Origin of the sequence: Candidatus Lernaella stagnicola, from assembly GCA_030765525.1 — a bacterium.
In the GTDB taxonomy this organism is placed as follows: Bacteria; Lernaellota; Lernaellaia; order Lernaellales; family Lernaellaceae; genus Lernaella; species Lernaella stagnicola.
The window spans coordinates 65,191-84,883 of sequence record JAVCCK010000015.1; the positions used below are offsets into that span (position 1 = coordinate 65,191).

The following is a 19,693-nucleotide window of genomic DNA, read 5'->3' on the forward strand; positions in this document are numbered from 1 at the left end:
TTTCATCGGCGGCCGTCAATTCCTAAAAACGAGCTAAATGACGTTCGCAGACGCCGTAGAAGTCTTTGATTTCATGTTCGGTACCTTGCGCGTCGACGACCGTGCCGGAAAACAGCCCGTAGGGTTGGTGAAAATCAGACAAAACGATGCCGAAATTGATTTTCTCCTGCCGTTCGCCTTGCGGATGAAAATCGAGGCGGCAGCGGCCGTCGGTCGTTTCGATGTGCCATGGGGCCATCAGGTCCTTGTCGTTGAATTGGAAGCGGACCGCGCTCCAGGGCGTGAGCTTGCCGTCAACCCACAGGCAATTTTCGTTGTACCGCTCGTCGTCGGTGATGATGTTTTCCACGAGGTTGAGCGCGAGCGACCGGCCTTCCGCGTTGCGGCCGACGCATGTCGCCCAGTTCCAGAAGGTGCGGTAGGGGTAGAAGGTTTTCTGTACGTCGAGCATGGCGAAATCGTTTTCCGGCGTCATCTCCACGAGCGTACCGCCCAGGTTCATTGTGCCGCGGACCGGGCACGGGGCCTTGTGGGTGTAGAGCGGTCGATTTTTGCCGTCGATCGGCAGCACGACGATCAGCGGTTCGGTCGCCGTGAGGTCGGCAAGCATCTCGAACTCGGCCGTGATTTCGGGGAGGTCGCCCTGCGCCGAAACGGCGATGTTGACGAGATGGCGGCCTGTATCCAGCCGGTTCAGTATTTCGATGCGGTACCCGGGTTGCTCGAAGAGGCAGGTGTCGTTCCACAGTTCGCCCGCGACGCGCACCTTGCGTGAACTCGTTTGGCGGTTGTGTTCAACATGGGTGCCGGTGGAGCGGTCCACGAAGTAGCAAAACGACGTGCCCAGGTAGTGGCTGTCCACCACGGCGAAACCGAGCGCGAAGTCCTTGTGAACCACCGCCACGTGCTGCCATTCCTTTAGTCGCAGGTTGGTAACCCAACGCGGGGCACTTTGCCAACGCGGGAACAGCTTCGCCTCGTGGATGTTCAAGTTCTTGAAAGGACTGCGAAAAAGGCCGAAATCGACGACCCGGCCGTCCTTGACTAGCCAAGGGGGCGTGGCGTTAATCGAACGCATGTGATATACTCCCCGTTTGAAATTAAGTGAGTCGAGGTTGCCGGTTTTTTCCGGATCGCGCAAGCCGCCGGCAAGGCGGAGACACGCAGGCGCATTTATCTCCAACATTTATCACAACTAGAAGGAACAACATGCTGGACCATTGGGTTGTTGCAAAATTCGGCGGCACGAGCGTATCCAGCCGCGAAAACTGGCATACGATAATGGGCGTCTGCCACCGCCACCTGGAAGCGGGGCGGCGGCCGATGATCGTTTGTTCGGCGCTGGCGGGAGTTTCCGATTCCTTGGAGGAATTGATCGATAAGGCGCCGCGCGGCGAGCACAAACCCATCTTGAAACGAATCGGTGACGTTCACCGCGAGTTGGCGGCGAACCTGGAAGTGAACGCCGACACCTTGATCGGTCCCTTGTTTGACGAACTCGAACGCCTCAGTCGCGGCGCTCATCTGGTCGGCGAAGTCACGCCGCGCCTGCACGCCAGGATGATGGCCGTGGGCGAGTTGATGGCGACGAGGCTCGGGGCGGCGTTCTTGTCGGCCAACGGCGTCTCCACGCAGTGGCAGGATGCCCGCGAGTATTTGGTGGCCGAGGGCGGCCCTTTGCTGAACGCGCGGCAACGCTACTTATCCGCCTCGTGCTGTTACGATGCCGGCGGCGAAATGCGGGCGAAATGCGAGGCGTTGTCCGGCCGGGTGATCGTGACACAGGGCTTTATCGCGTCCACGGCGTCGGGCGACACCGTGTTGTTGGGCCGCGGCGGCTCGGACACTTCCGCGGCATATTTCGCGGCGATGCTCGATGCTGAGCGTTTGGAGATATGGACCGACGTGCCGGGGATGTTCACTGCGAATCCGCATATCGTTCCCAGCGCGCGGCTGCTGAAATCATTGGATTACGACGAGGCGCAGGAAATCACGTCGATGGGCGCGAAGGTGCTGCATCCGCGTTGTTTGCAGCCGGTGCGGGATAGCAACATTCCTATCGAGATTCGCTGCACGAACGAGCCGGGGATCGTCGGCACGGTGATTTCCGCCGACGCGCCGGAGATCAACGCACAGGTCAAGGCGGTTTCGACGAATACCAACGTGACCGTCATCTTGATGGAGACGCTCGGCATGTGGCAGCAGGTCGGTTTTCTGGCCGACGTGTTTGCGTGTTTCAAGAAGTACGGGCTATCGATCGACCTGGTCTCGACGTCGGAAACCAACGTGACGGTTTCGCTCGACAACCTGGCCAACGCCATGGATACCGCGATCTTGGAGGCTCTCACGGCGGAACTGGAATGTTTTTCGACGGTGCGCCGCATCGACTCGTGCGCGTCGGTCAGCCTCGTGGGACGCGACATTCGCACGATCCTGCACCGCATTACCCCTGCGTTGGTGTTTTTTGAAGAGATACCGGTGCACATGGTTTCGCAGGCGGCGAACGATTTGAACGTGACTTTTGTCATCGACCAGGAACACGCCGCGCGCCTGGTGGAACATATCCATCGGGAGTTGTTCGAGAACATTCGCAATCCAGTCGTGTTGGGCCGGACGTGGGAAGATATCTTCGACAAGGAAGACCCGGAGGACCCCTTATCGGGCGGCGGCCGGTGGTGGATCGAGCGGCGGGAAGAACTCGTGGCGCTGGCTGAAGAGGAATCGCCGCTCTTTGTTTACGACGAGGAAACATTGCGTGGCGCGGCGGCACGGTTGCTGGCGATGAACTCGCCCGACCGAGTCTTCTACGCCGTGAAGGCGAATTGGCATCCGGGGATCCTGCAAATATTTCACGAGTTGGGGTTGGGTTTCGAGTGCGTTTCGCCGGGCGAAATCGAGCACGTGTTCTCGCTCTTCCCCGACATCGCGCCGCGCCGCATCTTGTTTACGCCGAATTTCGCGCCGCGCGCAGAGTACGAACTCGCCTTCGAACGCGGCGGGTGGGTGACGCTCGACAATCTCTACCCCTTGGAGCAATGGCCGGACGTGTTTGCACATCGCGACATCTTTGTGCGCATCGATCCAGGCCGGGGAAGGGGACATCACGACTTCGTGAAGACCGGCGGCAAGCAGTCGAAATTCGGTATCTCGCTGGACCTGGTTGACCGCCTCGTCGAGTTGGCGTCGCGGAATGAAACGCGCATCGTCGGGCTGCACGCGCATACGGGCAGCGGCATTCTCTCGACCGGCAACTGGAAGGAAACGGCGGGCATTCTCGCTTCGTTATTGGACCGTCTGCCCGACGTGAAAGCGCTGGATCTCGGCGGCGGGTTCGGCGTGGTGGAGAAGCCGGGGCAGTCGCCGCTGGATCTGGTGGTGGTGGACGCGGGGCTCGCCGAGGCGAAGGCCGCTTTTCCGAACGTGGAGATTTGGATCGAGCCCGGGCGTTATTTAACCGCTCCGGCCGGCGTGTTGCTGGCGCGGGTGACGCAGGTGAAAACGAAGGACGATTTCCATTACGTCGGCATCGATACCGGAATGAATACCCTGATTCGCCCGGCTCTATACGGCGCGTATCATGAGATCGTCAACCTGTCGAAGTGGGGTTCGAAAAAACGAATTTCGGCCAATATCGTCGGGCCGATTTGCGAAAGCGGGGACGTGCTGGGACACGAGCGGCGCATCGCCGCAGTCGACGAGGGAGATGTCATTCTGATCGGCACCGCGGGCGCGTACGGCCGCGCGATGAGCTCGGAGTACAACCGGCGGCTCCCCGCGGCCGAGGTCATGCTGCCGCCGCGCCGGGGATAAAGTTCCCAGCCACCGATCAGGTTGACTTACCGCGGAAGTCAGTGCTAAAAATGCGCCTCTCGTTTGAGGGCTTTGCTGCCGTAGCTCAGTTGGTTAGAGCGCCTGACTGTGGATCAGGAGGTCGATGGTTCAAATCCACCCGGCAGTACTTTTTCCCAGCCTCTGCTTGCGTCCGCCGCGTTTGTCCACGAAACTACCGCCGTCGGGAGAATGAATATTATGAGTAAGAAGAAAAAATCGGCTCGCCCGAAACCGCGTATTCCGCGCGGCTTTCGCGACATTTGGAGCAACGATATCGCGGCTCGTTCGCGCATGATCGAGCGGATTTGCGACGTCTATCGGAGATACGGCTTTCTGCCCTTGGAGACGCCGGCGCTGGAATACGTGGACGCGCTGGGCAAGCATCTGCCCGAAAGCGATACGCCCTCGGGCGGTATCTTCGCGCTGCGTGACGATGACGAGCAATGGATCGCCCTGCGTTACGACCTGACCGCGCCGCTCGCCCGTGTCGTGGCCCAATACGGGCAAGAATTGCCGCGGCCGTTTCGCCGCTTTCAAGTCGGGCCCGTCTGGCGCATGGAGAAGCCGGGGCCGGGACGCTTTCGCGAATTCTACCAATGCGATTTCGATTCCGTGGCCGCCACCTCGCCGGCGGCCGACGCCGAAGTGTGCGCGGTGCTCGCCGAATGCCTGGAGGCTTTGGGCATCCCGGCGGGCGACTACGTGGTTCGCGTCAACAATCGCAAGGTGCTCAACGGCGTGTTGGACGTGATTGGCATCGCCGCGGACGATGAAGATGCGGGCGGAATTCAGCGGCTGCGGGTTTTGCGGGCCATCGACAAGCTTGACCGGCTCGAAGAAGACGGCGTTCGCCTCTTGCTCGGCACCGGCCGCAAGGACGAATCCGGCGATTTCACTGTGGGGGCCGGGTTGTCGAGCGAGCAGATCGACATCGTCATGGGTTACGTGGGGGCCGGGGGCGCCGACCGCGCCGGTGTTTGCCGCTCGCTGCGCGAATTGGCCGGCGGCAGCGAAGATGGGCTGGCGGGCATCCGCGAGTTGGAGATTATCGGCGAACTGCTTGACGTGATGGGGCTGGACGAGCGCAAGGTGATTTTCGACCCGAGCGTCGTGCGCGGGCTGGACTACTACACCGGACCGGTTTTCGAGGCCGAATTGACTTTCAACATCACCGACGAAAAAGGCAACCAGCGCAGCGTCGGCTCGGTCGCCGGCGGCGGCCGGTATGACGACCTGATCAAGCGTTTCACGGGCCAGGCGGTTCCGGCGACCGGGGCGAGTATCGGCGTCGACCGCTTGCTGGCGGCCTTGGCGATGCGCGGCCTTCAATCAAGTGCGCCAGTAGGTCCGGTGGTCGTGACGGTCATGGAAACCGAGCGATTGGGCGACTACCAGCAAATGGTGCAGGAACTGCGCGCGGCGGGAATCGTCGCCGAGCTTTACCTGGGCAAAGGCGGGTACGGCGCGACAAAAAAACAGATGAAGTATGCCGATCAACGCAGCGCCCCGGTGGTCGTTATTGCCGGGGGTGACGAGTTCGCGGCGGGTGAAGTCACGCTCAAGGATATGCGCAAGGGCGCCGAGTTGGCTGAGGAGATTACCGACCGGGAAGAATGGCGCAAAGGGCAACCGGCGCAAGTGAGCGTGCCGCGAGTCGAGCTTGTTGCCAAAGTGCGCGAGATTCTCCAGGCACATTCGACGGAGGCACAATAATCATGAGGTCGTTTCGGTACGATCCGACAACGAGCAAGCCGCTGGCGATCGACGGCGAAGGTCTGACCATTGAAGACGTGGTGTCGGTGGCGCGTTTCGGTCGCCGCGTCGAAATCGCCGCCACGGCCAAGGAACGCATCGAAAGGTGCCGCATCATGGTCGAAGTGTTGCTGGAGCAGGGCGAGAAGGTTTACGGCCTGACGACCGGTTTCGGCAAGCTGCGCGACATCGCCATTGCGCCGGACGACACCGCGCAACTGCAGGTGAATTTAATTCGCAGCCACAGTTGCGGCGTCGGCGATCCTTTTGCCGAAGATGTCGTGCGGGCCGCGATTCTGCTGCGGGCCAATACCCTTTGCCGCGGACACAGCGGCGTGCGTGTGCTCGTCGTCGAGGAGCTTCTTAACATGCTCAACGACGGCATCTATCCCTACATCCCGGAGAAAGGTTCGCTGGGCGCCAGCGGCGACCTCGCGCCGCTCTCCCACCTGGGCTTGGTTCTGATCGGCGATCCGGACGGGCAATTTTACCCGCGGGAAAAGCGCACGGGTGATTTGGTTCGTCGCTGCGTCTCCGAGGATTTCGAGGACATGCCCCCGGCGGACGATCTCGAAGCGGTCGCCGAGCGGGAAGGGTGGACGTTCCGACCCGTCACCCTGGCAGCCAAGGAAGGGCTGGCCATCAACAACGGCACACAGTTTATGACGGCGGTGGCTTGCCTAGCGGTGTACGACGCGTTTTTTACATTGCGCTTCGCCGAATTGGCCGGCGCGATGAGCCTCGAAGCCGGTTACGGAGTGCGCGGCGCGTATGATCCGCGAATTCACGGCGTACGCGATCACGCCTACCAAGCGGAGTCGGCGGCGCGCATCATCGGCTATTGCGAGGCCACGCAGATTATCGGTTTGTATTTCAATTCGGCGCGACTCAACCGCGCGGCGAGTCACTTCAACGACGTGCTGGAGCAGTTGGATCGTCTCGAACGCGAAATCGAAGACGCCGCCCGCCTTGCGGCATTCCCGAAGTTGCGGCAGGCGATCCGTTTGCTGCACGAGAACATGGATCGTCTCGCCAACGGGGTCGCCACCGGTTCCATCGACGGCGGGGATATCAAGCACGTGGCCGCCCGTTCGCCCCGCGATCAAATCGGATTCTTCAAGCAACTCATGCTGCCGCTACGGCGCGAGGCGATCGATATCCTGCGGGCCTTTGAAGCCGAAGACCTCCCGGAGATCGCCGTGTCGCGCAAGGCGAGAACATCGCTTGTGGCGGCGCTCGACCAACTCAACGAGGTCGTCCCCGACGCGCCGATCATTCAAGACGACTACAGTTTTCGTTGTTACCCGCAAGTGTTGGCATGCGGCTATCGCGCCTTGTGGGACGTGTGTCTTACCGTGGAAGTGGAGATCAACTCGGCGACCGATAATCCCCTGCTTTTTCCGCCCCAACCTGCGGATGGACCCCTGCCGACCAAGGAAGCCTATCGCGAGTGGCTACGGGCGCACTTGGCCGATGCGAGCGAAGGCGTCATCGGCGGCGGTAATTTTCACGGCGAGCCCATCGCCATCATGATGGACTACTTCACCATTGCCATGGCGGAGATCGCCAACATTTCCGAGCGGCGCATCAACCATTTGGTGGATGAAAGTCATTCGCGCGGGTTGCCGCCGTTTCTGGTGGAGTCCAGCGGCCTGAACAGCGGCTTCATGATTCCGCAATACACCGCCGCCGCGTTGGTCTCGGAGAATAAGGTTCTGGCGCATCCGGCGAGTGTCGATTCGATTCCTTCCTGCGCCAACACCGAGGACCACGTCAGCATGGGTACGATTGCCGCGCGGAAGTGCGCCGAGGTGCTCGACAACGTGCGGCAGGTTATCGCGGTGGAAATTCTTGCGGCCTACCAGGGGTTGGAATTTCGCCGGCCCTTGTCCCCCGGGCGACCGATTTGCCGAGCGGTTGATGTTTTGGCGGCAGCGGGCATCACGCGCAGCCACGACGACAGCGTTTTGTACCGCGGCATGCAGCGCGTCAAATCCCTCATGAGTGAGAAAACCCTGCTCGACTGTTTGATGGACTAGTCGCCGCGTTTTTCCGCGTAACACCTACCTCGGACGCGCCCGGCATCGCCGCCGCCGGTTGACAGCCGTCGACTTTCCGGTGAAAACGTGCCGGTACGTATTTAATGTATGCGTCACCTTTCCTCCCAGAGGTTCACGATGAAACGAATTGCGATCGCCTTGTCTTTTCTTCTCGTTTTCACGCTTTCGTTTGCGGCCTGCGGGCCCGTATCCCGCTATCTCGGTTACCGCATGTCGCCGGATACGGTGGACGACCTCGACACGGCCGTCGTGCCGGTCGCGGGTTTGCCCGATTCGGTCACGGTGTATCTCGACGAATACGCGATTCCGCACATTTCGGCGACGGATGAGTACTCGCTGTACTACGCGCTGGGATACATGCAGGGTCGGGATCGTCGCTTCCAACTCGAGATGTTCAAAATGGTCGCGGCGGGACGGTTGCGCGAACTGATCGGCGACAACGACGACACCGGCGTCATGACCCGCTTGGAAGTGTTCAGCCGCGTCATCGGTTTGTATCAAGACGCCGAGGAATTCGTCGCCGAGTTGCCGCCGAAAGACCGACGCATCATGCAGGCGTTTGCCGACGGCATAAACCAAGCGACCGCCAACGAACCGCAGCCGATGGAATTCCGCATTCTGGACTACGAGCCGGAGCAGTGGACTACCCTGGATTGCGGGCTTGTGATGGCGATGGTTCGGTTCGGCCTCTGCAAGAACTGGGAATTGGAGCTCGGTCGCATGGAAATGCTGCTGTACCAACTCCAAACCGGCGGCTCGATCGAACGCACCCTCGACATCTGGCCGCCGCGCTACCGGATGGGCCCCTTCCTGGTCGGCGAACCGCTGGATCAAGACCCCTTCGCTGATATTCCGCCCGTCGCCCCGGAGTTGGCCGACTACCTGCAGACATTCGCGGAGGAACATCCGCTCTCGTTGCCCGCGCCGGAAGTGCCGAGCGCCGAAACCAGCTTCTGGACACCGCTCGCTTCGCGCTGGTCGGCCAGCAACAACTGGGCGGTGGACGGCGAATGGACCGGCACCGGTAAGTCCGCGCTGGCCAGCGATCCGCACATGCCGCACCTGTTGCCGCCCATGGGTTATCTTTTTCACGCCGAATGCCGCGGCTGCGAGGACGGCGACTTCAACGTGATCGGCGGCAGTTTCGTGGGCTTGCCGGCCATCGCGTTCGGAACCAACGGTAAGGTCGCGTGGGGCGCCACGTCCAATTGGGCGGACGTCAGCGATTTGTACGTCGAAAAAACGGTGGCGGGACACGCCGACCAATACCTCCACGAGGGCAAAGCGTATCGTTTCGAGGAACGCGACGAAGTGTTCAAGATTCATAAGAAGCGGCGCGGTTACGACACGGAAACCATGCGGGTGCGCAGTACCCGGCACGGTGTGGTAATCAACGACTTCATGGACCGGCTGCCCGAGGACTTCCCGATTTTGTCGCTGCGTCGCGAAAAGAAATGGGGCCAACCGATTTCCGCTTTGCGCCAAGTGTACCTCGCCGATGATGTGGAGGAAGCGCGGCAGGCGATGTATGGCTTCTCCGCGATGATCGGTCACTGGGCGTTGGCCGACGCCGATGGCGCTATCGGCTATGTGGGCACGGCGCGCGTGCCTCGTCGCAAAGCTCACCTCGGGACGATTCCCGCGCCGGGGTGGCTGGAGAAGTACGAATGGGGCGAGATCATCACGCCCGATAAATTGCCGCAAGCGACCTCGCCATCGACGCATTGGATAGGCACGGCGAACAACCAGGTGGTCGACCCCGCGGCGACCGATTACCCGTTAGCGTTGGAAGGCGATGTGCCGCAGCGCTCGGGCCGTATCCGGCAGGTATTGGGAACTGGTAACGACGGCCGACCGGTGGTTGAACAGATGCGCAGTCTGCATTTGGACAACGTGGATCTGGGTTGGTTGACCGTGCGCGAACTGTATACCAAGGCGCTGACTTCCTTGCGGCGCGATGCCGACCCGCTTGTGGCGGAGGCGACACAGGCTCTGCTTTCTTGGGACGGACGCAACGAGCCGACGGATGTGGCGCCGGGCCTATTCCAAGCGCTCAATGCCCAGATCCTCAAGGTGACGTTGGCCGATGAGACGAATCCCGCGGCGTTGGATTTTCAACTGCATTTTTTCAACGCCGAGCCGATGGCGTTCAGTATTTTCGCCAACGCGGACAACCCGGCTTGGGACGACCGCAGCACGCCGGAGACGGAAACGGCGATGGAAGTAATCGCCGCGGCGTTCCGCACGACTGTGGAAGCGATGCGGGCGGAATACGGCCGCGATTTGCAGACCTGGCAGTGGTCGCGCGTGGCGCCGTTCGTGCTCGAGCATCCGTTTGGCGGGTCGAGCAAGGCGATCGGCAAGCACGTCAATCGCGGGCCGATACCCACCGCGGGTTCGGGCAACACGTTGTTCAAACACCAGTTCATGCGTGCCGGAATGACAAAATTCCCCGTCAAATACGGGCCCGTCTTGCGCGTCAACATCGACTTGGCGGATCTGTCGGCTTCGACCATGTCGCTGCCCGGCGGGCAATCCGGCCGTCCGACGTCCTCGCATTACGATGACCTGCTGCCGTTTTTCCTGGAAGGAACGGGCGTGCCGATGACGATGGACTTCAAGTCGGTCCGCGAAAGCGCGGCGAGTCGTATCGTGTTCGAATCAGCCGAATAGAATCGAAGTAAGAGTCAACGCGGTGGCGCGCCATGTCGTGTCGCCGCGTTTTTTATTGGTTGACGGCGTGTTCCATCATCTCCGGGAAATGATTTTCAGCGATGTAATCGATCAATGTCGGGAACTCGAATAATACCGCGCCGAAAAATGCCGTGGCGTAGGAGTTCAACACCTGGTGCAGTTCGTCGTGATCCGGATTCGTGAAGTCGCCGGTGCCGCCCATCCGTGATTCGGTGCCGCACCCGTTGCCGTGCGCGGCGAGGTCCGGTGAGAACAGGCAAAGATCGCTGAAGGCAAAGTGTCCGGTCTCATAAAAAACCATCTCGATGTTGGGCCGCGGCATCTGGTCGATCACCGTGTGATGAAGTTCGCGATACGGCCACATGATTTTGTCTTGTTTGCCCGCCCAGAACATCGTGGTCGCCGTCACGCTTTCGGGTACCGGTGGAAAACCGAAGGACGCCATTTGCAGCATGGCCTTCGCGGCGGTCGTTTCCTTCAAAACCTCGGTGACCGTCAAGCCGCCGAACGAATGGCCGAAGAGGCCGATCCGCGTTAGATCGAGACGCCCCTGCAGGAACTCGGGCGGGTTGTCGGCCATCTCGTCGATCAGGAAAAGGAGATCGCCCTTGCGCTCCGGCAGCGTGGTGAACAGGGACAACATTGTGCCCACGACCACGGCGTCGGGCGTGAGGGTCACCATGGCGTTGCAGATGTGGTCGGGCGCGATCACCACGTAGCCGTGTGTGGCTAGGTAGGCGGCCATCGTGTAATTCTGAAATCGATTGCTGGAGAATCCATGGCTGAAAAAGAGCACGGGAAACGTGGACAAGGCGTCGGTGAGCGGCGCGTCGCGGTAGGAGCCGGTGGGAAGGCTGGGGATGGAATCCATATCCTCACCGACGGCTTCGCGCGCTTCCTCTTCGCGCCCCAAGAAAAAGTCTTCGATGTAGTTCTCCGGATACTCCGCTGCGTTTTCGGCCGCCGGGTACCAGATCTCGGTCATCAGGATTCGCGGGCCGTCACCGCAACTCAGGTCGCGGGCCGCGTCGGTGAAGTAGCGAGTCGTGTTGCCCGCGGGGAAGGGCCCCGGCTCGGATGGATCGAGGAACGGGTTGAAGGGGGCGGAGTCGTTATCATCGTTGTCGTTATCGTCGTTGTCGTCGTCATCATCGTCGGCAGCTTGGTCGTCGTCGTCGTTTTGATTGCAGGCGAAGGAGGCGACAGCTAAAAAAACAATCAACAAAACAAAAAACCATTTACGCATGTCCAAATCCTTTTCGTTCGCGACGGCGCGGTTGACGCCGACTACGCGTGGTCTTTGGCGATCAACTCGGCGGCAATCACGCCCGAACCAATCGTGGTCGGAACACCGCCGCCGGGGTGCGTCGAAGCTCCCGCCAGATAAAGGTTGTGGATGCTGCGGCTGCGCGCCGAGGGCCGGAATAAGGCCTGAGCGAAGAGGTCTTGCTGCAAGCCGTAGATCGCGCCGCCGGGGTGCAGCAAGCGGCGTTCGAAGTCCAGCGGCGTGGTCATCGCCACTTCACAGACGTGCTTCTTCAAATCCGGCAGATAATGGGCGTCGAGGTAGTCGATCACGCGCTCTTGGAACGATTCCTTTTGCTCATCCCAATCGGTGGCGTGCAGGTGATACGGCCCCGCCAAAGTCAGGTTGATGATGTGCCGGTTTTTCGGCGCCAAGCTCGGGTCGGTGAGGGTCGGGCAACAAATCAAGCCGAACTGCTTGGCGGGCAGGAAACCGTTGCGGTAGCCGTTCCACCAATAGTCGTCCATGTCCTTCACCGACAGCGGGAAGATCGTGTGGTGCGCCTCAACCGGCGGCTTGTAGTCCAAGCCGAGGTACATCATCGGGCAGGTCATGGACGGCTCGTAGCTCTTGATTCCGTGGCGCGCCAGCCAGGGCAGGTGCTCCTCACCGATCAGGTCGAGGTACAGCGTTTTTGCGTTGATGTTCGAAACCACGATCGGCGCGGTGATCTCGGAGCCGTCGCTTAGGACGACTCCTTGGATGGTGCGGCCTTGCAGAAGAATCCGCGCGACGCGGGCGCCGAGTTGCACTTCCAAACCGAAGCGGCCGCCGACTTCCGCGATTTTGGCCGGGATTACGCCCATACCGCCCGTGGGGTAAGAGATGCCGCGGTGCTCGGTCGCGGGAATGATCGCCAGCATGCCCGGCGTCAGGTCCGGCGGATGGCCGGCGTAAAACGACTGGTACGCAACCGTCTGCAACACTTTTTCGTCTTTGAAATATTTGCGAATGACGTCCTCGTAGGACTTGAGAAAAATCGGCAGGTACTTGGCCATGACCGGCCGCTTGCGGGCAAACGCCAGCAGGTCCGCCAGGCCCGTCAACGGCGTGGTGAAGAAATCCTCGCCGCCCTTGTCGATGAAATCGGCGAACTGACCGAGAAACGCGGGGTAGCGTTCGGCGTCGGCGGGCGAGAGTTCGCGCAGCGCCTCGACGGTCTTCTCGGTGGACAGCGCGAAGCTGACTTTGGTCCCATCCTGGAAGGCGACGTCGTAGATCGGATCGCACGAGATCATGTCGATTTCGTCTTCGAGTTTCGTATCCATCATGGAGAAGGGTAGGCCGATGATCTCCAGCGCTTCGACGATCGATGCGCCGATGTCGAACTTGTAACCGTTCTTCTCAAACGTCGAGCAGCAGCCGCCGAGACGATCCCCCTGTTCCAGCAACAACACCCGGCGTCCCTGTTTGGCGAGAAGCGAAGCCGCCGTCACGCCGCCGTTACCGCCGCCAATGACGATCACGTCGTAGTCGGACATCGTTTGCTCCTTTCCGCCAATCGTCGATGGCTACGCGTACGTCAGGTGTAATAACGGCCAGGCAAATACTTCACTTGCTTGATCAGGTGCCGCAGGAAACGCTTTTTGGAGTCGCTCATCCGGCGGCTCACGAAGTACCCGGCGACAAAAAGAACGCCAAGCAGCAGCAACAAAACGAGCAGGATTTTCACCAGCATGAACCAAAACTCCTTGCAGAAGGGGTTCGCTTAAGAGGCGAAATCGACGACTGTTTCCACCGGCACCGGGGGATAGATTTGACCCATTTTCGGCGGCATCGAATTGTATACCCAATCGATGTCGATCGTGCCCAGTTCCACCAGCCGATGGCGATCGAAACCGCGAAAAACGCCGCGGGTCAGTACGCTTTCCATCTGCATCGTCAGGCTCAGCACGGTCACTGTTGCGCCGGGCTTCAATTGCTTCAACTCATCGTTGTACGCGAAGGTCGAGAACGCGAGACGGCGGCTGTCGGCGGCTTGGCATTGCAGCAAGGGCACGATCCAGGGGAATCCGTCGTCACCTACGGCGACCAGAAACTTCAACGCGTCGAGTCGGTTGATCAGCGCTTCGGACCACGGGTTGAGAATGCGGTCCGCGGCGGAGGTTTTGGCCCCCGACTTGGCCAGACGCGTCAAAATCGACGCCGGGACGATGCGCGCCAGCGGCAACGCAGCCCGGCCGGTATGGTCGACCAGGTCCATGTAATGCACGGTGTGGATGCCGAAATAAGTATTGTACCGAAACATCGGCTTCTCGTTCATCATCGTGTAGTCCTCGCCCTCCTTGGCGAAGCGACGATACAGCGCGCGCCCGCGCCACAATTGGCGATCGAGCGTCAGGATCAAGAACGCCGTGTGCGGATTATCCAGCACGTGCCGTTTGCTCAATCCTTCGGTGAACTGGCCCCAGATGACTTCGGTCGGCGTCTTGGCCTGCAGCGTCGTGATGAGCGAAACGTGCGGCTCGCCTTCCGCGTTGATCGTGGCCAGCAAGCCGACTTTCTCCACCGGCTCGAATGTCTTGATTTCCTCGGGACTGAAAGACGTATGCACAGTCACGGTTTTGCCTCCCCGTGTTTAACAACAATCGATTTTACGGACCTTGGTTTGTTCCTCGCCGTTCGCGGCGTCTTCCTCGAGTCGCGTCACTCCGCTCCAATGCACGATGCTCGGATCCACGCCCGAGTCGGCGGCGACTGCGGCCAGGGACTCCATCGTCGCCTTCGGTATCAATTCGGCTTCGTGGAAATCCCACACCATGCCGAGGCGCAGGTACTTGTCGCGGCATAGGTTGTTGAAGCTGCACAGCTCCCAGCGTTGCACGACGCCGTCGAGTTCAGCGGCGATGAATTCGCCGATGGCGCGAATATTGGCCGGGGCGTCGGTGGCGCCCGGGATGATCGGTGTGCGAATCCAAAGCGTGTGCGGCGTTTCGTGCGTCCGGCGGTAGGCGGCGACGCGGCGCAGGTTGTCGCGCGGTCGTTCGCCGGTATGCGACGTGAACGTGCGGTGCGCTTCGTCATCCATCAGCTTCAAGTCATACAGCAGGATGTCGGTGTGGGGGAGAATCGCTTCGAGGTTGCCCCACGATGTCTGCCCGCACGTATCCAGGGCCGTGGTGACCCCGGCTTCCCGCAGGCGCCGCATGAACTCGGCCACAAACGGTGCCTGCATGGTAGCTTCGCCGCCCGAGGCCGTAATACCGCCGCCCGAGGTTTCGTAATACGTTTTGTCCTTGATGACTTCGGCCACGAGGTCGTCGACGCTCCACCGACGCCCGAGCAGTTCCATCGCTGTGCTCGGGCATTCCTCGACGCACGTGCCGCACGCGGTGCATTTCTCGCGATCGATCCGCACGCCTTCGTCGAAGGACAACGCGCCGACGGGGCAGACTTCCACGCACAGGCGGCAGCCGATGCAACGCGAGTCGACCCATTGAATCTGCGGCCGCGTGTCGAGGCTCTCGGGGTTGTGGCACCAAGTGCAGGCGAGGGTGCACCCCTTGAAAAACACCGTCGTGCGAATGCCGGGCCCGTCTTCGGTCGACATTCGTTGAATCTCGAGAACCGTGGCGCTTAGTGTTCCGTCCGGCGTGGTCGTCATGTTCCCTCGCTAAAACCGGCCGTGGCTGACACGGGCGATGACTTCGTCCTGCAACTCTTTGCCGATGCTGGTGAAATACGCGTTGTACCCGGTGACCCGCACGAGCAGGTGCCGGTAATCTTGCGGGTGCTGCTGCGCGTGACGCAACATGTCCGGATCGAGCATGTTGATTTGCAGCGCCGTGCCCCCGTTTTCGATGTAACCGCGCAGGAAAGCCTTGAACTTCGCGCGGTGCTCCGGATCCTGAATGAGCGACGGATTGAAGGTGATCGTGTGGCTCGCGCCGTTGGGCAGGTTGCACAGGTAATCCAGCCAATCACCGTTGCCGTCTTCCGCCTTGCCGCCGAGCACTTTGCCGACCGAATTCGTGTTCGCGGTCGGGCCGTGGATGTCCGCGCCGTTGCTGGGGCAAATGGCGTTGCTGAGAAACTGGCCTTGCGGGCGGCCGTCGGCGCTGGCGGCCATGATGAAGCCGTTGCCGATCCAATAATTCCAACTCAGCATGCCGGGCCGGAATTGGCGGCCGGTCGAGACGGTGCGGTGTTTCCACGCTTCCTCGGCCCACAAGTCCATGACGCGGCGCCCGAGTTCGTCGGCCTCATCGTCGTCGCGGCCGTACTTCGGCGTCTTGTTCTTCGCCCGCGCCTGCAGGATTTCGTACCCGTCCCAGTTGGCTTTTAGCGCTTCGATGAGTTCGGCCATCGTGCAAACTTTCTCATCGAACACGAGGTGCTTGATCGCCAGCAGCGAGTCGACCGTCGTGGCGAAGGTCACGCCCTCGAGCGTCGTCAAATTGATTTCCGGCCCGCCTTGCGTGACGTCGAGACCTTTCTCCGCGCATCCTTTGATTAGGCAGGACAAGTAGGGCGTCGGGAGGAATCTGGCCCGCACGGCCTCGGACTGTTCGTACACCTCGGCACAGTGCCGGACGATGTAGCGCATCTGCGTTTCAAAGGCGCGCCAAAATTCATCCCACGCGTGAAAGCGCACGGCCTCGCCGGTTCGCGGCCCGTCCTGCGTGATTTTCGCCGTTTTGCCCGAGAGCGGATCGATGGCGGGCGTCAGGTCTTTACCGCCCGTGAGCGCAAGTTCGACCGCCTTGAGCAGATTGAGATTGTTGTCCACCGTGCCGGAGCGATCGTTGCCGACCATCGTGTTTTCCAGGCAGCCGACCGGCGCGTATTCATGCACGTTGTCCTCGTTGATTAGATGCGTCAGGCCCGCGCGCCTGGCCTCGCGTATCATGCCCGCCATGGAGCGCTCGTCGAAATTGAGCAGGAACGGCGCGCCTTGGCTCGTGCCGACCATCTCGACCACGCGATCGAGCAACTCATCCGGCGTGTTGCGATGCAGGCGCACGTTGGGTTTCGGCTCCAGAATCGGCGACATCTCGTCGATGACTTCCAGGATCGCGTAAGTCAGTTCATTGGTCATGTCCACGCCGTCTGCGCCGCAGCCGGAGAGGGTGATCAACTGACCGAAGCCCGCCGTGATGCCTTGGTTGCCGCCCACGCGGATGAGTGCGTCGTAGGCGGTGTTGCAATGCATCCAGAAGTACTTGAGCAGTTCCTTGGCGAATTCGCGACTCATGCCCTCGGCCATGGATTTGCGCCAATAGGGCAGGAGGTATTGGTCGATACGGCCGAAGCTGATGCCGGGCCCGGGGTAGTTTTCGTCGCTCATGACCAGCATGTGGTTGAGCCAAAGCGCTTGCAGCGCCTCCCAGAAGGTTTCCGGCGGCTCCCACGGCACGCGGCCGAGGTTGAGTACGATCTGTTCCAGTTCGGTGCGGCGTTGCTCGTCGTTTTCCTCGGCGGCGAGAGACCGACAAAGCTTGGCGTACTTCACGGCCAAGTCACGCGGCATGGTCGCGGCGGTCATCATCGCCCGTAACTGTGCGCCGTGCGGGCCGTCTTTTTCGTCCTGAGAAAGCGCTTCGTATTTCGCCTCCAGATCGGCGTAAACGCCCTTCCAGCCAACCGTGAGGACACGTTCGTGCCCCGGGACCAAGTGCCCCATCGTCGCGCCCGCGTTGCCGTAGCCGTGGTAGTGGAAATCGAAGACGGCTTGGCGTGCGCCGCCGCGGCCGTGCAGCAGGCGTTCCCGTTCCTTGTGCTCGTTTTCAGTAAGGCATTGGGAGGTCAAGATGTTGAAACGAGCGCCCGCCAGCAACTCACCGGGGAGAATCTCTTGCGGCACGTGGTGAAGCATGACTTCTTTGACGAACCAGGCGCGGCGTTCGGGCAGGGACCAGTGCCAAAATTCGGGATGCAGCGCCACCGGCTGTGCCGCCTGCTTGAACGACATCACCAGAGTCTGCATCAGCGCGTAGTTCTCCGGCACAATGTAGAAGGTGCACTCGTTGAACTGCACGTCCCAGGGCGTGTCGGTCGTCCAACTCGTAAACTCGTTGTTCCAGGGGCGCTCGACACCCTTGAAGTAATGGTCGCGCAGCCACTGGATGCGCGGCGAGAGCCCTTTGGGTTGCTTGATTTGGAACCCGGTCGCGTTCACATTTGCCTCGGCCATGTCCGCCTCCGTCTCATTCGGTCGCGAAAAGCGATGTGAGATGGGACTCGCCGTGATCGAGCAAGCGGTGCATGACGCGCACCGCCGACCGCTCGCTCTGCCGCTCGATGGCGGCGACGAGTTTCTCGTGAAATTTGTAAACCGCCGGCACCACGCCGGGATCGGCGAAGAAGCGGGCGGAGAGATTCGTGTAGAACGGCTTGAACGTGTTGAGCAGCAGCGGGTAAATTAAATTGTCGGCCGCCATCGCCACGGCGTGGTGAAACGCGAAGTCGATGTCGGCGACTCGTTCGATGTCAGCGCGATCCACTTCCCGCTCCCGGCGCAGCAATTCGGCAAAGCCCGCCAGTTGCTCATCGTTGCGGTTCAGTGCCGCCAAGCGGGCGGTTTCGGTTTCGATCACCCGGCGTACGTCGAGCGTGCTGCGCAACATCTCGGGCGACAGTTGGCCTTCGTGGTAGTTGATCAACGAATTGAGCAGGGCGAGCGATCCCTCCTTGCGGTAATCATTGACCACGGTACCCACGCGCGGCTTCATCGAAACCAAACCTTTGAATTGCAGGTCGATCAAACCTTCATGCACCACCGGCCGACTGACGCCGAGTTGCATCGCGAGTTCGCGCTCGCCGGGCAGCTTCTGGCCGATGGCCAGTTTTCCGGAAAGGATAAGTTCTTCGAACTTGGCGATGAAGACGTCTTTGAGACTGTCGGTCTTGATGGGTTCGAGCAGATCTTTAACAAAAGGCTCCGTGGCTGCTGGTATGACCAGGGGCCATGTTGTCGCAGCGCCGGGCGGGTGTCAAGAGCCTTCAAGTCGCTTTCGGCGACGTCGTTTTCAGGCCGGCAGGTTCCCGGCGGCGACTTCGCGGCCGTGCAGTTCCTTCATTTCGTCGGGCACGCGCGGGTTCATCACGCGAAACCAAAGACGCGGCACCAGGGCGAGCACCAGCATCCCGCCGTAGCCGACCGGCAGTTGGGGCGCGTCGTCGCGATGCCGGAGAATCTGGTAGCGCCGGGCCGGCTTGTAATGGTGGTCGGAATGGCGCTGCAGGTTGAACAGGAAGTAGTTGGTGGCGCGCTCGCTGGCGTTCCACGAGTGCTTCGGCAAGACGCGCTCGAATTCGCCGGCCTCGTTCCGCACGCGGAGCAAACCGTAATGCTCGATGTAGTTGACCACTTCCAGCAGCGAGAAGGCCACGAAACTCTGCACGAGGAAGAACACGATCGCCTTCCAGCCCCAAAGGAGGCCGAGGGCCGCGATGAGCAGCACAATAAGCAGGTTGTCGCGCAGCACGCGGTTGCGCGGGCCCCACACGCGATGGCCTTTGCGTTCGAGGCGGGCGGATTCGATACGCCACGCGCTGCGGTAGCTGCCCAGCACCGTCCGCGGCCAGAACCGGTAAAACGATTCGTTCAGTCGCGCCGTGGCCGGATCCACCGGCGTGGCCACCTTCGCGTGGTGGCCGGCGATGTGCTCGAGGCCCCAATGCATGTAGCTGGTCAGCCACAGCAGCCAGTTGCCGAGGAAGCGCTCCCAATTGTCGTGTTTGTGCACCAGTTCGTGCGCGACATTGATACCGATCACGCCGCCGCTGGTGCCGATGCCGAACACGAAACCGGCCAACTCGTGCCATCGCAGGGCGCCGTCGGCCACGACCGATGCGCCCCAGAAAAGCAGGGCGGTTTGGATCGGCACGAGCAGCCAGGTGACGACCCGGAAATCCAGTAGTTCATTCCATATCTTTTCTTCGTCGGCCGAGGGATTGTAAGTGTTGCGGCCGGCGAACAAGTCGATGACGGGTATCAGCACGAAAGTGACGAAGGGCGTGAGGAAATTGCACCAACCGCCGAGCAGGTATCCCACGACGACGCCCAGCGGCAGCAAATACACGAGGAAGAATGGAAGCACCTGCATAT

General features: G+C 61.0%; 13 protein-coding genes and 1 tRNA gene. 5 read left to right on the plus strand and 9 right to left on the minus strand.

All coding sequences use genetic code 11. The features are described 5' to 3' along the window. Positions 1 to 22: 22 nt before the first annotated feature. On the minus strand, positions 23 to 1,078 hold the full coding sequence (locus P9L99_07255) for a DUF2804 domain-containing protein (protein MDP8223139.1): 1,056 nt from the start codon (positions 1,076 to 1,078) through the stop codon (positions 23 to 25). Between the two features lie 131 nt (positions 1,079 to 1,209). Between P9L99_07255 and P9L99_07260 the strand changes: the two genes are divergently transcribed. From P9L99_07260 to P9L99_07280, 5 genes are all read left to right on the plus strand, one after another. Next, entirely contained in the window at positions 1,210 to 3,810 is a 2,601-nt protein-coding gene (locus tag P9L99_07260) for a bifunctional aspartate kinase/diaminopimelate decarboxylase (protein MDP8223140.1), read from the plus strand. Between the two features lie 74 nt (positions 3,811 to 3,884). After that, positions 3,885 to 3,958, plus strand: a tRNA-His gene (locus P9L99_07265). A 71-nt stretch (positions 3,959 to 4,029) separates the two neighbouring features. Beyond that, positions 4,030 to 5,544, plus strand: coding sequence for a histidine--tRNA ligase (hisS, locus tag P9L99_07270; protein ID MDP8223141.1), 1,515 nt, complete (start codon positions 4,030 to 4,032; stop codon positions 5,542 to 5,544). A 2-nt stretch (positions 5,545 to 5,546) separates the two neighbouring features. Next, complete coding sequence (locus P9L99_07275; protein MDP8223142.1) at positions 5,547 to 7,622, plus strand: aromatic amino acid lyase; 2,076 nt, start codon at positions 5,547 to 5,549, stop codon at positions 7,620 to 7,622. Positions 7,623 to 7,760: 138 nt separating this feature from the next. Then, a complete protein-coding gene (locus tag P9L99_07280; GenBank protein MDP8223143.1) occupies positions 7,761 to 10,316 on the plus strand; it encodes a penicillin acylase family protein in 2,556 nt (851 codons plus the stop codon). A 52-nt stretch (positions 10,317 to 10,368) separates the two neighbouring features. Here the strand turns inward: P9L99_07280 and P9L99_07285 are convergent, their stop codons facing one another. The 8 genes from P9L99_07285 to P9L99_07320 all read right to left on the minus strand — a co-directional run bounded on the left by P9L99_07285 (position 10,369) and on the right by P9L99_07320 (position 19,691). Further along, positions 10,369 to 11,583, minus strand: coding sequence for a hypothetical protein (locus tag P9L99_07285; GenBank protein ID MDP8223144.1), 1,215 nt, complete (start codon positions 11,581 to 11,583; stop codon positions 10,369 to 10,371). 41 nt (positions 11,584 to 11,624) lie between these two features. After that, entirely contained in the window at positions 11,625 to 13,124 is a 1,500-nt protein-coding gene (gene crtI, locus P9L99_07290; protein MDP8223145.1) for a phytoene desaturase family protein, read from the minus strand. Positions 13,125 to 13,165: 41 nt separating this feature from the next. Continuing rightward, positions 13,166 to 13,321 (minus strand): hypothetical protein, encoded by a 156-nt coding sequence (locus P9L99_07295; protein MDP8223146.1) that lies wholly within the window; start codon positions 13,319 to 13,321, stop codon positions 13,166 to 13,168. A gap of 30 nt (positions 13,322 to 13,351) precedes the next feature. Beyond that, positions 13,352 to 14,203 (minus strand): hypothetical protein, encoded by an 852-nt coding sequence (locus tag P9L99_07300; protein MDP8223147.1) that lies wholly within the window; start codon positions 14,201 to 14,203, stop codon positions 13,352 to 13,354. 18 nt (positions 14,204 to 14,221) lie between these two features. Then, on the minus strand, positions 14,222 to 15,247 hold the full coding sequence (locus P9L99_07305) for a glycyl-radical enzyme activating protein (protein ID MDP8223148.1): 1,026 nt from the start codon (positions 15,245 to 15,247) through the stop codon (positions 14,222 to 14,224). A 9-nt stretch (positions 15,248 to 15,256) separates the two neighbouring features. Continuing rightward, positions 15,257 to 17,776, minus strand: coding sequence for a pyruvate formate lyase family protein (locus P9L99_07310; protein ID MDP8223149.1), 2,520 nt, complete (start codon positions 17,774 to 17,776; stop codon positions 15,257 to 15,259). A gap of 13 nt (positions 17,777 to 17,789) precedes the next feature. Beyond that, positions 17,790 to 18,464 carry a FadR/GntR family transcriptional regulator gene (locus tag P9L99_07315; protein MDP8223150.1) on the minus strand — a complete coding sequence of 225 codons (675 nt, stop codon included), beginning with the start codon at positions 18,462 to 18,464 and terminating at the stop codon, positions 17,790 to 17,792. A 147-nt stretch (positions 18,465 to 18,611) separates the two neighbouring features. Then, positions 18,612 to 19,691, minus strand: coding sequence for an alkane 1-monooxygenase (locus P9L99_07320; GenBank protein MDP8223151.1), 1,080 nt, complete (start codon positions 19,689 to 19,691; stop codon positions 18,612 to 18,614). Positions 19,692 to 19,693: the final 2 nt, after the last annotated feature.

Coding starts and splice junctions, on each gene's coding strand:
- P9L99_07255 (MDP8223139.1), bottom strand. CDS start 1,078: ATGCGTTCGATTAACGCCACGCCCCCTTGGCTAGTCAAGGACGGCCGG.
- P9L99_07275 (MDP8223142.1), top strand. CDS start 5,547: ATGAGGTCGTTTCGGTACGATCCGACAACGAGCAAGCCGCTGGCGATC.
- P9L99_07280 (MDP8223143.1), top strand. CDS start 7,761: ATGAAACGAATTGCGATCGCCTTGTCTTTTCTTCTCGTTTTCACGCTT.
- P9L99_07260 (MDP8223140.1), top strand. CDS start 1,210: ATGCTGGACCATTGGGTTGTTGCAAAATTCGGCGGCACGAGCGTATCC.
- hisS (MDP8223141.1), top strand. CDS start 4,030: ATGAGTAAGAAGAAAAAATCGGCTCGCCCGAAACCGCGTATTCCGCGC.
- crtI (MDP8223145.1), bottom strand. CDS start 13,124: ATGTCCGACTACGACGTGATCGTCATTGGCGGCGGTAACGGCGGCGTG.
- P9L99_07285 (MDP8223144.1), bottom strand. CDS start 11,583: ATGCGTAAATGGTTTTTTGTTTTGTTGATTGTTTTTTTAGCTGTCGCC.
- P9L99_07310 (MDP8223149.1), bottom strand. CDS start 17,776: ATGGCCGAGGCAAATGTGAACGCGACCGGGTTCCAAATCAAGCAACCC.
- P9L99_07305 (MDP8223148.1), bottom strand. CDS start 15,247: ATGACGACCACGCCGGACGGAACACTAAGCGCCACGGTTCTCGAGATT.
- P9L99_07320 (MDP8223151.1), bottom strand. CDS start 19,691: ATGCAGGTGCTTCCATTCTTCCTCGTGTATTTGCTGCCGCTGGGCGTC.
- P9L99_07295 (MDP8223146.1), bottom strand. CDS start 13,321: ATGCTGGTGAAAATCCTGCTCGTTTTGTTGCTGCTGCTTGGCGTTCTT.